Genomic DNA, 12,816 nt, shown 5'->3' with positions numbered 1-12,816 from the left:
CTACAGCACGCGGGCCACGACGAGCGTCATGTCGTCGTCGAGGGATCGCTCGCCGCGGAACCTCGAGACCGCCGCGACGATCGCGTCCCGCGCCTCCTCGGGCGCGTACGTGGCGACGCTCTGGAACAGCGCGCGCAGCCGCTTCTCGGTGAACTGCTCGCTCGACGCGTTCTCGCACTCGGTCACGCCGTCGGTGAACCAGAGGAGGGCGTCGCCGCCCTCCAGGTGCACGGTGCTCGACGCGTACTCGGCCGAGCTCGCCGCCCCGAGCGGCGAGCCCTGCGCGGCGAGCTGGCGGACGGTGTTGTTCCTCACGAGGTACGGGAACGGGTGGCCGGCGTTCGCGAGCGTCAGCGTGCGCGCCTCGGGATCGAAGATGCACGCCGCGCAGGTCATCAGGTACTTCTGCTTCCCCGCCTCGACGATCGAGCAGTTCATCAGCCGGAGCAGCTGCGCGGCGCTGAGCTCCTCCCGCGTGAACGTGCGCGCGACGTCGCACGCGGCCTTCGCCGCCCCGGTGATGATCGCCGAGGAGATGCCGTGCCCGGTCACGTCGCCGATGACCGTGAGCAGCTTGCCGTCCGGCAGGTCGTGGAAGGTCCACCAGTCGCCGCCGCACTCCGCCGCGGGCTGGAAGTGGCTGGCGAGCCGCAGCGAGCGCCGCTCGATCACGTCCTCGCTCGGCACGAGCATCTGCTGGACGGCGCGCGCCACCTCGAGCTGCTTCTTCAGCGACGCCCGCTCGGCGGTGTCGTGGAGCAGCTGCACCAGCCGGTCGCCGAGCGCGACGAGCTGGACGCGGACCTCGTGGATCGCCTCGTCCGCGTCGCTCGCCGGGGGCGCGCCCGGGGCCTCGCCGCCCGGCGCCGCGCCGCTCAGGGAGAGGAGATCGCCGAGCTTCGACGCGAAGCGGCGCTTGGCCATCGAGATGGTCGAGTCGACGTCGAGCGGCCGCGCCGGCTCGACCTGCGAGCTCGCGGCGTCGTGGAAGATGGTCAGCGCGTCCCCGATCGCGACGACGACGCTGCGGAGGCGGTCCCGCTCCGCCTGCAGCTTGCGGTGGAGCGCGCCCATCTCGTTCGTGGAGAGGTCGAGCGAGCGGGTGAGCAGGCTCCGGTCGTCGGCGACGTGGCGGTAGTGCTCGCTGATGCGCGCGACGACCTTGTGCCAGGTCTCCCGGTCGGGCGGCTCGCTCAGGTCCTCCAGGCCGAGGCGCCGGAGCTGCCGCGCGAGGAGCGGATCGATCTCAGCCATGGCGTCCGCCTCGGCGGGGCAGCGCTGGGCGCGCGGCGGGCCGGCGCGCTACCACCCGGCCGGCTCCAGCGTCTCCACCGCCGGGGTGGTGGAGCGCTCGAAGAAGTGGACGGACGCCGGCAGGGAGCGGAACTCGCGCGGGTTCACGTCGAGGTCCCAGAACGACGTGACCAGGGTCGAGGAGGTGGGCGAGACGTCGATGACGAGCACCGCGCCGGCCGCGTAGATCTTGAGCATGCCGAGGCCGGCGCCGCCGCGCGAGGTGTCGAGCACGGCGGCGCGCGCCGCGTCCGCGCCGCGGGCGCTCAGGCCGCGCGTGATGCCCTCGAAGACGTGGTGGCGCCTTAGGCCGCCGAACGGATCGTGGGCCTGGAGCGCGATGTGGGCGCCGTCGGTGCCGAGCCGCAGCGTGGGGATCTCGTTCTCCTCGAGCACGATGTCGGACCGCCGGTCGTGCGTGTAGCGCGGGCGGCCGTGGGCATCGACGGGCGCGTCGTACATCGCGTTCATGAGCAGCTCGTGGGCGAGCGCGGCGAGCCGCTCGGCGACGCGCGCGGGGGCGCCGGCGCGCTCGGCCCAGTGCGCCACCTCGCCGACGGTGCGGTCGCGGTCCTCGCTGGTGCGGGGGCGCCATTTCACGATGGTGGCGCCCCAGGAGAGCAGGTCGGCGAGGCGGGGCGGGAGCGCGAGCGGCTTGAGGATGCGGCGGACGGCGAGCGAGATCTCCCACGGCCGGGGCATGGAGGCGAAGCTCGGCCAGCCGACGATGCTGGAGAGCCGCGGCTCCTTGAGGGCGGCGCGGAGGACCGCGTCGGTGCTGCCGGAGGTCCACACGACGAGGTGCAGGCTCGGGTAGCGCTCGGCCGCCCACTCGAGGGCGAGGTCGAGGTCGGCGGCGTCGCAGCCGAGCAGCAGGGGCCGCTCGGAGAGCCGCGCGCGCAGCTCGGCCGGATCGCCGGCGACGGGCACGTCCTGCATGCCGGCCGCCGCCGACATGACGCGCGCGATCCGCTGGCCGACGACCCGGTTCCGCTCGAGCACGGCGATGGTCGCTTTCGGGGCTGAATCGCTCAAGGGGGGCACCGCGGGTCGTCCCCGGAAGGCAGATGTCGCTGCCCGGGGGTGAGCGCGGCCATTACACCACGGTTCGCGGTCCGGGGGGCGGCTGCGGAGGTCATTTCGAGCTCACCGGGTGCGATGGGACCGGAGCAGGTGGCTCGTCACGAGCCGCTGGCGGAGCTCGCCCGACCCGGCGTAGCGACCGAGCACGCGCTCCCGTGCGCCATGGCCGCGAGCACGACCACCTCGGGCGCCGCCTTCGCCTGCTCGGCGTCGGTGATGACCGACCGACCTGCTGGAACATGAAGAGATGTCGCAACGATTCGTGGCCTACTCGCGAGAATGCGGAGATAGCCATGCGCGACGATTGCGCCGAGTGCGCCGGCCACTGGCGGCTGCCGGCGGACCGGAGGGCTCGCGCGGCATCCTGGCAGCCAAGCCCGCACGAAAGGCCGCCCGGCTCGGCGGTCCGGTGAATCACGCGTCTCTCCGAGGGAACCAGCCGGATCGGTGCCAGATGGCCGAGGATGGGGTATGCTCAAGCGCATGGCGACGGAGCTGCTCGCAAGAATCACTCAGGACGCTGCCGTGATGGGAGGCCGCCCGTGCATCCGGGGGATGAGGGTCACGGTGGGCACCATCGTAGGACTGCTGGCAGCCGGACATTCGATGGAGAAGGTTCTCGAGCTCTACCCGTATCTCGAGAAGGAGGATGTGCTGGCGGCGCTCTCGTATGCAGCCTGGCGCACGGAGGAGGTCGAGCTCCCACTGAAAGCGTCATGAAGCTGCTGGTGGACATGAACCTGTCGCCGACCTGGGTGTCATTCCTTGTTGACGCTGGGTTCGAGTCCGTCCACTGGTCTGAAGTAGGTGACCCTCGAGCGCCGGATCGAGAGCTGATGGCGTGGGCGCGCGAGCGCGGCTATGTCGTCTTTACACACGATCTCGACTTCAGCATCCTTATCGCCACCACGGGCGCTGACGGTCCCAGCGTCCTGCAAGTCCGAACGCTGGATTTACTCCCGAGCGCCATCGGCGCCGATGTCGTGGGCCTCCTACGCCAGTATGCCGAGGAGCTCGACCGCGGCGCGATCGTTTCGCTCGATGGAGCATCCTCACGGGTCAGGATTCTTCCAGTTCGACGACGGCGGGAAGGACCCGGCTAACAACTCGGTGCTGTCGACCGCCGTGGGCCGAGGGCAATCGCCACGCGGCGGCGCATCGACGTAAGATATCTTTCTTTCAGACCACGAGGCCGTCGAGGTCGAATCGAGCACGGGCCCGTGTGTGCGAGGCGCAAGGCGCGCCATCGCCCGCGGCGTCGTCGCGGGCTCCGGATCCCGGCAAATCCGCAGTCGGCATGAGCATGAATCCTCGCCCACGAGCGCGATGGCATCTCGGGCGCACGACGCCTGTCGCCGCCAGCGATCCGCGCGTGAGACGCTCACCCGATGAGACGATCATGAAATCTCTTACTTGCCCAGCAACGCAGGCACCCATCACGTTTGGATTCACCGCATGACGCGAGGAGTTCGAAAGGGCTTGCCATGATGACACATCTCACCACGGTGTTCGTGCTCGTCGGAGCGGCGATTCCGCTCGGCGCGACCGCGCTCTCTTGCAGCTCGGCCGACCGGAGCGAAGGGACGGAGCACATCGCCTCCGCCGAGGACGATCTGCCCCGCGGCCCGCGGTTCAGCAACTTCGACGCCCTCACGGAGCGCAACACGGACCAGCTGCTCCGGCGGGGCCGGGAGATCTTTCGATTCGACACCTTCGGCGACGAGCAGTTCTGGGGCGGCAAGCTCCGGCTTCACGAGAGCATCGCCAACGTGACGCCGGCGCAGGCGCTGGCGCTCGGGCTCAAGGTCGACGCGGACGCCCTCCCGCCGGGGCTGCGGGGCCAGATCGAGCGCGGCCAGGTGGACCTCGGCGACCCCGCCGTCACGCGGAGCCTCTTGCGGCTCGACGCGATCCTCGGAGTGACGGGCTTCTTCGACCGCCGCGGTGAGCTCACCTCGATCGGCCTCCAGTGCGCCTTCTGCCACTCCACGGTCAACGACTCCGTGGCCCCGGGCATCGGCACGCGCCTCGACGGCTGGGCCAACCGCGATCTGAACGTCGGCGCCATCGTCGCTTCGGCCCCGACGCTGCAGCCGATCGTCGACCTGCTGCCGAGGGTGCCCGCGGGCATCACCGAGGAGGGCGTGAGGAGGGTCCTCCTTAGCTGGGGTCCGGGCAAGTACGACGCCGAGCTGCTCCTCGATGGCAAGGCGTTCCGGCCTGACGGGATGTCCGGGGCGACCCTGCTCCCCAACGCGTTCGACATGGGTGGAATCAACGAGCACACCTGGACCGGCAACTGGGGCTCGGTCCCCTACTGGAACGCGTACGTCGCCGTGACCCAGATGCATGGAATCGGGAATTTCTTCGATCCACGGCTCAGCGACCCCGAGAAGTACCCGAACGCGGCGGCCACCGGGATCTGGAACGTGGTCGTCAAACCCGAGGACGATCTCGTCACGTCGAAGCTCCCCGCGCTTCACTTCTACCAGCTCGCGCTCCCGGCGCCGAGGCCGGTGCCCGGCGTCGATTTCCACGAGGAGGCCGCCGAGCGCGGCAAGAGGCTGTTCGTCGGCAAGGCGAAGTGCACGGGCTGCCACAACAAGCCGCTCTGGACCGACGCCGGCTGGAACCTGCACACGCCCGAAGAGATGAGGATCGACGATTTCCAGGCGGACCGAGCGCCCGGCAACTCGTACAAGACGATGAACCTGGCGGCGCTCTTCGTCCGGGAGCGAGGGCTGTTCATGAAGCGGGAGAACAAGGGCCGCTTCTACCACGATGGCCGCTTCGCGACGCTGCTGGACGTCGTGCGGAGCTACAACGAGCGCTTCGCGCTCGGGCTCGATCCCAACGAGAAGCGCGATCTCGTGGAATACCTGAAGTCGCTTTGATCGGTCCGGCAAGGGTGAACGGCGATCGACTCGTTCGGAGGGTGGGCGCTGAGCCGCCGTGACGCCGTTCTTATGGCTCGCGCAGCCTGGCGGCCGAGTGGGTTCGGCAGCTGGCGCGACTGGAAAGCAGGCCCATGGCCGCGTGCCGATCGCGGGCGGTCCGGCCGTGGGCTACTCGACCTCCAGCATCCAGCTCGCTCGCGCGCGTTCCTACCGCGCCGGGGCCGTGCGCGCTCAGGAGCCGGCCGTCGCGAGCAGCTCCCGGGCGTCGCTGACGGCGGCAGCGCGGCGGATCCACCGGTCCAGCTCGGCCAAGTCGGTGCTCGCGAGGACGCGCTCCCGGACCTCGGCAGGGATCTCCAGCCCGCGGGCCTCGAGGAAGGCGAGCACGGCCTGCGCCTTGGCTTCGAGGATCCCCTGCTGCCGGCCCTGCTCCCGGCCCTGCTCCACGCCCTTGGCCACGTAGCTGCGCGCGAATTCACTCTGAAACTCGTATCCGCTCTTCATCATCGCCTCCAACGTCCGCCTCGCCGCTGCGTTCAGCGAGGATAGCACCAGGTCCCCGTACACGGCGCGGCGCTCCTCATCGAGCCCGGCGGCCGCCCCCAGGAACGCCACGCCGATCGCCTCCCCCACGTCGCCCTGCCCGTGCGCCATGGCCGAGAGCACGACCACCTCGGGCGCCGCCTTCGCCTGCTCGGCATCGGTGACGACCGGGACGCCCGCGGGCCCGAGAACCAGCGGCGTCAGCGTCAAGCCGGGGTGGCCCGCGTCGATCGGCCGCGAGCACCACCGCGCGATCTCCGCGTCGATCGTCACGATCAGCAGCCACGTCGGGCAGCGGTGCCGGGCCCTGGGCGTACGGGCCGCAGGGGCCGGAGCAGCCGTCTCCACCTCTTCAGTTCCGGGTACCTCCCTCGCGTCGTCACGCCGTGTGACCCGCGTGCGCCCCTACGCCAGGGCACGTCACGAATCGCGCCTAGGCCCGCAGCTGCGCCCGCGGAGCGCGAAGCAGAGCTGGACGTGCAGCCCCCTGCGGCTCGCCGTCGAGCCGCACGACGCGGCGGCCTCCCCCGGCCCCCGTAACGCCGCCAACACCCCGAAATCCGTTGCAGACGGCCTCCGGCGACCCCTGGGCCCCCGCGGCAGCGCAGATCGCCGACGAATGCGATTGACAGCCAGCTCACGATGTGCGTATTGATAAAGAAAATAACTTTCAACTTCACATCCTCGACGGGTTTGGGGCCGGCATGGCTTCGCCGCGTGCGCCTGCGTTGCGAAAGGGAACGCCGTCATGTCATTCACCTCGAACGAAGCGACCGTTGCGCCCGACATCGGACGTCGTCCGGAGGCGGCGCGGGCGGCGGTGCCGGCGACCCACCTCTATCGCGTCGCGTGGCGCTGGCACCTGTATGCCGGCCTCTTCGTGGTTCCCTTCCTGGTGGTGCTGGCGCTGAGCGGCGGCGTCTACCTGTTCAAGCCGCAGCTCGATCGGTGGATGTATCCGCAGACGGTCGCGCCCGCGGCGACAGCGCTGCTCCCGAGCCAGCAGGTCGCCGCGGCGCAGGCGGCCTATCCCGGCGCGACCGTCACAAAGTTCAAGCCTGCGCCTGCCGCCGACCGGAGCGCGGAGGTGATGCTCACCAGCGAGGCGGGCCGCGATCTGACCGTGTTCGTCGACCCGTACACGGCGCGGGTGCTCGGCGAGCGCGACGAGAAGAACAACCTCCAGCACTACGCCCTCAAGCTGCACACCGAGCTGCTCGCCGGCGACCTGGGCGACCGCGCGATCGAGCTCGCGGCGTGCTGGGCGATCGTCCTTGTGATCTCCGGCCTTTACCTGTGGTGGCCGCGCCGCGGCTTCAAGGTGTGGGGCACGCTCCTGCCGCGGCTCGATCCGAGCAACAGGCGCGTCTTCTACCGCGATCTGCACGCCGTCCCCGGCTTCTGGGGCGCGCTCCTCCTGCTCTTCATGCTGATCACCGGATTGCCCGCGACGGGCTTCTGGGGTGAGCAGTTCGTCGGCGTCTGGCACCACTTTCCAGAGCAGATGTGGGACGACGTGCCAAAGTCGACGGCGCCGCCGTCCGAGGGCGGCCGGGCCGATCGCGAGGGCCCGCGCAGCGCCCCCGCCGCCGCGCGCGCGACGCTCGACGCCGTGGTCGCGACGGCGGAGCGGCGCGGCGTCGTGCCGGGGTACAGCGTCAGCCTGCCCCAGGGGCCCGAGGGGGTCTATACCGTCTCGGTATTCCCCGACGATCCGGCGAACGAGGCGATGCTGCACATCGACCAGTACAGCGGCGATGTCCTCGCGGACGTCCGCTGGGAAGACTATGGCGTGCTGCCCAAGGCCGTCGAGCTCGGGCTCGCGCTCCACGAAGGCCGGTATTTCGGCCTCGCCAACCAGCTGCTGATGCTGGGCGCGTGCGCCGCGGTGGTGCTGCTCTCGTTCACGGGGGTGGTCATGTGGTGGATTCGACGGCCCAAAGGGCGGATCGGCGCGCCCGCCGCGCCCAGGGACATGCCGCTGTGGCGCGGCGCGGCGGCCATCATGATCGTGCTCGGAGCGGTGTTTCCGCTGATGGGGCTCTCGCTGATCGCCGTGCTGGCGCTCGATCACCTGCTGGTCGACCGCATCCCGGCGCTGCGGCGCATCCTCGCCTGAGCCTGAAGGCGAGCGCGCAGCCCGCGCCCGGCGCCTCGCGCGACGCACGAGCCAAGGACCGTTCACCCCAACATGGGAGCTACCGTGACGAGCATGGATCACACCGCAGAACACCAGCAAAGCAGGGGCGGCGCCGCCGGCCGGCGGGAGCGCGCCGAGCCGACGGCCGCCGTGCTCGAGGCCAGAGGCCTCACCAAGCGCTACGGGGAGGTGCTCGCGCTGAGCTCCCTGGATCTGGCGATCGCGCCAGGCGAGGTGTTCTGCATGCTCGGCGCGAACGGCGCCGGCAAGACCACCACGATCAACCTCTTCCTCTCCTTCATCGCCCCGACCTCGGGGCACGCCTTCGTCAAGGGGGTCGACGTCGGCCAAGCGCCCCTCGAGTCGAAGCGCCACCTCGCGTACATCCCGGAGCAGGTCATGCTCTACGGCAGCCTGACCGGCCTCGAGAACCTCGAGTTCTTCTGCGCGCTGGCCGGCGTCGAGAAGGACCGCGCGGCGCTCCGGGCCCACCTCCTCGAGGCGGGCCTGCCGGAGGGGGCGATCGACCGCCGCGTGTCGACGTACTCGAAGGGGATGCGCCAGAAGGTCGGCATCGCCGTCGCGATCGCCAAGGACGCCGAGGCGCTGCTCCTCGACGAGCCCACCTCGGGGCTGGATCCCAAGGCGTCGAACGAGTTCTCCGAGCTGCTCCTCAAGCTGAGCGCGCGCGGCGTGGCGGTCCTCATGGCGACCCACGATCTCTTCCGCGCCAAGGAGACCGGCACGCGGATCGGGATCATGCGGCAAGGCCGGATGGTGCAGATGCTGAATCCGCGCGAGATCGGCCACGCCGATCTCGAGCGCGCGTACCTCGAGCACATGAAGGACTGACATGGACCTCATCCTCACCGTCGCTCGCAAGGAGCTCCGAGAGATGGTCCGCGACCGGCGATTCCGCTGGTGCTCGGGCGTCTGCCTCGTGCTCCTCTTCGCCGCGCTCGTCACCGGCATCGTCCATCAGCGCCGGTACGCCGCCGAGCGCGATCTCGCCGAGCGGCTCGACCGGCAGACCTGGGTCGAGCAGGGCGAGAAGGACCCGCACACCGCCGCGCACTACGGCGTCTACGCGACGCGGCCGAGCTCGCCGCTCGCCTTCGCGGATCGCGGGGTCGACGCGTACGCGGGCCAGGCCGTCTGGCTCGAGGCGCACACCCAGAACCTCGCGCACGATCGGCCCGCCGAGGACCGGACGGCGCTCCAGCGCTTCGGCGAGCTCACCGCCGCGGCCGTCCTCCAGCTGCTGCTGCCGCTGCTCATCGTGTTCCTCGCGGCCGACGCGCTGGTCGGCGAGCGCGAGCGCGGCACGCTGCGGCAGCTCGCCAGCCTGGGCGTCCCCCCGGGGAGGCTCGCCCTCGGCAAGGCGCTCGGCGTGGCGCTGGCGCTCGCGCTCGTGCTCGTGCCCGCCGCCGTCCTCGGCGGCGCGGCGCTGCTGCTCGTCCGTGGCGACGCCGCGCCGTCCGACCTCGCGGCGCGGATGGCGCTGATGATGCTCGCCTACGTCCTCTATCTCTCGGCGTTCGTCGCCGTGACGCTCGCCGTGTCCGCGAGGGCGCCGTCGTCGCGGACCGCGCTCGTCGTGCTGCTCGCCTTCTGGATCGGCAACGGGCTGATGCTGCCGCGGGTCTTCGCGGATCTCTCGGAGCGGATCGAGCCGACGCCGTCGGCGAGCGCCTTCTGGGTGCCGGTCCGCGAGCAGCTCGCCACGGGGCTCGGCAGCCACAACCCGAACGATCCTGAGGTGCTGAAGTTCAAGGCCCAGGTCCTCGCGAAGTATGGAGTGGAGCGGGTCGAGGATCTGCCGGTCAACTTCGCCGGGCTCAAGCTCCAGGCCGGGGAGGAGCACGGCAATCAGGTGCTCGATCGCGAGTTCGGCCGGCTGTGGGGCGCCTACGAGCGCCAGGCGCATCTCCAGCTCCTCGGGTCGATCGCGGCGCCGCTGCTCGCGGTGCGCAGCGCGTCGATGGGGCTCGCCGGGACCGACGTCCACCACCACGTGCACTTCGCGACCGCCGCCGAGGAGCACCGGCGCGACCTCCAGCGCTTCCTCAACGCGGATCTCGCCCGCAACCGGGACCCCAGCTACATGGCCGGGCGCGGCCTGTGGGAGCAGGCCCCGGTGTTCGCCTACAGCGCTCCTGGCCTCGCCGACGTCGCGCGGCGCCAGCTCCTCCCCTTCGCGGTGCTCGCCGCCTGGCTCCTCGTCGCCGTGGCTGCCGCTGCCCGCTCGGCCAGCCAGATGAAAGTGGTGTGAACCGTATGCGACCTGTTCGATTGACCCGCCTCATCCACCATGACTTCCGGCAGATGGCCGCCGATCGCACCCTGTTCTGGGTGATTGGGCTCTTCCTGGTCATCTCGGTCTACGCCATTGGCAACGGGATCGCCTGGACGAGGGCGCTCGACGCCGATGTCCGGAACGCCAGCGCGTCGTACGAGCAGACCCTGGCCCCGCTGAAGGCGAAGGCCGAGGAGGGGCCGGCGAAGGGCGGAGATCCTTACGGCAACCCGAGCAGCGCGCTGTACGTGGGGCGCCAGTACCAGGAGATGCTGCTGCCGCCGGGCCCGCTCACCGCGCTGGCCATCGGGCAGAGCGATCTCTTGACGTCGCGGGCCACCACGAACCTGTGGTCGAACGCGCGGACGCTGCTCAGGAACCGCGAGGTGCAGAATCCGCTGAACCTGCTCGCCGGCCGCTTTGATCTCGCGTTCGTGATCATCTATCTCTTGCCGCTGGTCGCCCTCGCGCTGACCTTCGATCTCGTCTCCCGGGAGCGGGAGCAAGGGACGCTCGCCATGGTCCTTTGCCAGCCGATCTCGCTGCGGCGGCTCATCGCGGGCAAGGCGATCTTCCGCGGCGCCGTGGTGATCGGCCTCGCCGTGCTGGCGTCCGTCGCCGGCGCCGCGCTCGCCGGGGGCGCCTTCGCGAGCGCGGAGGGCGCGGGGCGGCTCGCGCTGTGGTTGCTCGTGGTCGCCCTCTACGGCGCGTTCTGGGTCGCGCTCGCCGCGGTCGTCAACGGCTTCGGCCTCAGCTCCGCCGCCAACGCCATCGTGCTCGCGTGCCTGTGGCTCGGCATGGTCGTCGTCGTCCCCGCGTCGACCAACCTGGCCGCCTCGCTCGCGCATCCGGCGCCCTCGCGGCTCCTCTTCACCCAGGAGATGCGCGCGGCCGCGAACGACGCCGAGCAGCGCGGCGCGAAGATCCTGGCCGATTACCTCCACGACCACCCGGAGCTCCGCCCGAACGCGCAGGCCAAGGACGTGCCGTCCTGGATCGCCGGCTACCTCGCGGTGGAGGACGCGATCGACGCCCGCACGCTGCCCGTGCAGGCGGAGTACAAGGCCGCGCTCGCGCGCCAGAACGCGGTGGTGAGCCGGTACCAGCTGCTGTCGCCGGCGATCGTCGTCCACGGCGCGCTCCAGGACCTCGCGGGCAGCGGCCAGGAGCGGCACGACCGCTTCACCGAACAGGCGTATGCGTTCCTGGGCGAGATGCGGGCGTTCTTCTTTCCGCGCGTCCTGCAGGGCGAGTCGCTGCGCCCGGCGGATTTCGCCGCCGTCCCTCGCTTTCGCTTCCGCGAAGAGGACGCGAGGCAGGTCCTCGCGCGGGTCGCGCCGGGCGCCGGGATCCTTGTCGCGCACGGGGCGCTCGCGCTGATTGCGGCGCTCGTGCTGCTCGGCCGCGACCCGGCGAGGGCACGGGGACAGGAGCGGCGCAAGGCCGGATCCGCGGAGCCGGCGGCGACCTGAGCGGGGCCGCGGCGACCTGCTCTCTTAGAGCGGTTAGACCGGTCCCGGGACGGGGCGAACGGGCGGGGCGCCCGTGTGGCGGGCGCCCTCCAGCACCGCCACCCCGTTGAAGAGCACGAGCCGCACGCCGGTCGCATCCACGTGCGACGCCTGGAACGACCGCGAAGTAATCCACCGCTGCCGAAATTTGTAAGGTCACACGCAGGTCACACAAAAGCAAGAAGACACGGCTCTCGCCGTGTCTTCTGAGTGGAGGCGCCGGGAATCGAACCCGGAGCTGAATCTGAGGGGTGGATGCGCGAGAGATGCGGCAGACGCCGCGTCGGACGCGTCGGAGCGGTGTCAGAGGCCATCGATGTCTCGATTCCTCTCGTATACCCGAGTGCCCTCTCGTGGAGCCCCGTGCCCTGGAGTCGGGGCACACGGAGGTCACACGGCGTGGCGAATCCTGAGGGCTGCCGGTAACCAGGGCCGGAGCCGCTGATCGATCCGCTGTGGACGTAGCGAGCCAGCGGGTGGACGAGATGCCGCCGAGCTCGCTGCTGCGCGCCCTGATCCATCGCCTCGACAGGTCGCGCCCGGCCAACATGAGCAAGGACCGCACGTACGCAATGTGGTCTGGATCACCTGTTGACGCCGCCTCTCTGCTGGGAGATCAGACGCGCGCATCAGGAACGGGGAGAGGATATGGGACACGGCCTGAAGGTGGAGGCGAGCGCCCTCGTGCTGTGCGGCGGGCTCGCGATGGTGCTCGCGTCGGCATGCGACTTGACCTACACCTGCGACACGGTGGAGCCGGGAGGTGCGGGTGATGAATATCCGACAGGATCCGTAGGGGCGGGAGATTATCCAAGCAACGGCGCGGATGACGAGCCGGAAGACGAAGAAGTGGGTAGCGCACAGCTTGAGATGGCGGGGGGGTGCTCACCAATTAACAAATGCACCGAGATGTATGAGGCTTGCGTCGCAAAGGGCCATCCGTGTAACCGATACGTCAATGCGGGTTACACCCTTTGCTCCATTTGTCAGGACAACTGCTGGCAGGAAAATGATTACAAGTTCAGAGAGTGTTATCGTTGTGGGTTTCGCTGA

The 12,816-nt window shown here is 70.3% G+C and carries 11 protein-coding genes; 8 read left to right on the top strand and 3 right to left on the bottom strand.

Translation table 11 applies throughout. From position 1 onward, the window contains the following. Together WME83_RS48525 and WME83_RS48520 are read right to left on the bottom strand one after the other, a co-directional pair. Positions 1–1,254 carry a PP2C family protein-serine/threonine phosphatase gene (locus WME83_RS48525; RefSeq protein WP_437316505.1) on the bottom strand — a complete coding sequence of 418 codons (1,254 nt, stop codon included), beginning with the start codon at positions 1,252–1,254 and terminating at the stop codon, positions 1–3. Positions 1,255–1,302: 48 nt separating this feature from the next. Then, positions 1,303–2,328 carry a hypothetical protein gene (locus WME83_RS48520; RefSeq protein ID WP_437316504.1) on the bottom strand — a complete coding sequence of 342 codons (1,026 nt, stop codon included), beginning with the start codon at positions 2,326–2,328 and terminating at the stop codon, positions 1,303–1,305. Positions 2,329–2,847: 519 nt separating this feature from the next. Between WME83_RS48520 and WME83_RS48515 the strand changes: the two genes are divergently transcribed. The 3 genes from WME83_RS48515 (at position 2,848) to WME83_RS48505 (ending at position 5,270) form a co-directional block, all read left to right on the top strand. Continuing rightward, positions 2,848–3,096 (top strand): DUF433 domain-containing protein, encoded by a 249-nt coding sequence (locus WME83_RS48515; protein ID WP_437316503.1) that lies wholly within the window; start codon positions 2,848–2,850, stop codon positions 3,094–3,096. After that, positions 3,093–3,479 (top strand): DUF5615 family PIN-like protein, encoded by a 387-nt coding sequence (locus WME83_RS48510; protein WP_437316502.1) that lies wholly within the window; start codon positions 3,093–3,095, stop codon positions 3,477–3,479. Before WME83_RS48515 ends, WME83_RS48510 begins: the two co-directional genes overlap by 4 nt. 381 nt (positions 3,480–3,860) lie before the next feature. Then, complete coding sequence (locus WME83_RS48505; RefSeq protein WP_437316501.1) at positions 3,861–5,270, top strand: hypothetical protein; 1,410 nt, start codon at positions 3,861–3,863, stop codon at positions 5,268–5,270. A 234-nt stretch (positions 5,271–5,504) separates the two neighbouring features. On the opposite strand, the gene WME83_RS48500 is transcribed toward WME83_RS48505, so the two are convergent. After that, positions 5,505–6,089 carry a hypothetical protein gene (locus tag WME83_RS48500; protein WP_437316500.1) on the bottom strand — a complete coding sequence of 195 codons (585 nt, stop codon included), beginning with the start codon at positions 6,087–6,089 and terminating at the stop codon, positions 5,505–5,507. Positions 6,090–6,564: 475 nt separating this feature from the next. On the opposite strand from WME83_RS48500, the gene WME83_RS48495 reads away from it, so the two are divergent. From WME83_RS48495 to WME83_RS48475, 5 genes are all read left to right on the top strand, one after another. Next, on the top strand, positions 6,565–7,935 hold the full coding sequence (locus WME83_RS48495) for a PepSY-associated TM helix domain-containing protein (RefSeq protein ID WP_437316499.1): 1,371 nt from the start codon (positions 6,565–6,567) through the stop codon (positions 7,933–7,935). Between the two features lie 171 nt (positions 7,936–8,106). Then, positions 8,107–8,808, top strand: coding sequence for an ABC transporter ATP-binding protein (locus WME83_RS48490; protein WP_437322130.1), 702 nt, complete (start codon positions 8,107–8,109; stop codon positions 8,806–8,808). A gap of 1 nt (position 8,809) precedes the next feature. Beyond that, on the top strand, positions 8,810–10,228 hold the full coding sequence (locus tag WME83_RS48485) for a DUF3526 domain-containing protein (RefSeq protein ID WP_437316498.1): 1,419 nt from the start codon (positions 8,810–8,812) through the stop codon (positions 10,226–10,228). 5 nt (positions 10,229–10,233) lie between these two features. Further along, a complete protein-coding gene (locus WME83_RS48480; RefSeq protein WP_437322129.1) occupies positions 10,234–11,724 on the top strand; it encodes a DUF3526 domain-containing protein in 1,491 nt (496 codons plus the stop codon). Positions 11,725–12,411: 687 nt separating this feature from the next. Beyond that, positions 12,412–12,816 carry a hypothetical protein gene (locus tag WME83_RS48475; RefSeq protein WP_437316497.1) on the top strand — a complete coding sequence of 135 codons (405 nt, stop codon included), beginning with the start codon at positions 12,412–12,414 and terminating at the stop codon, positions 12,814–12,816.

Origin of the sequence: Sorangium sp. So ce385, from assembly GCF_051474135.1 — a bacterium.
GTDB lineage: Bacteria > Myxococcota_A > Polyangia > Polyangiales > Polyangiaceae > Sorangium > Sorangium cellulosum_D.
The sequence above is the reverse complement of the archived record's forward strand: the minus strand, read 5'-3'. Positions and strand labels throughout refer to the sequence as shown.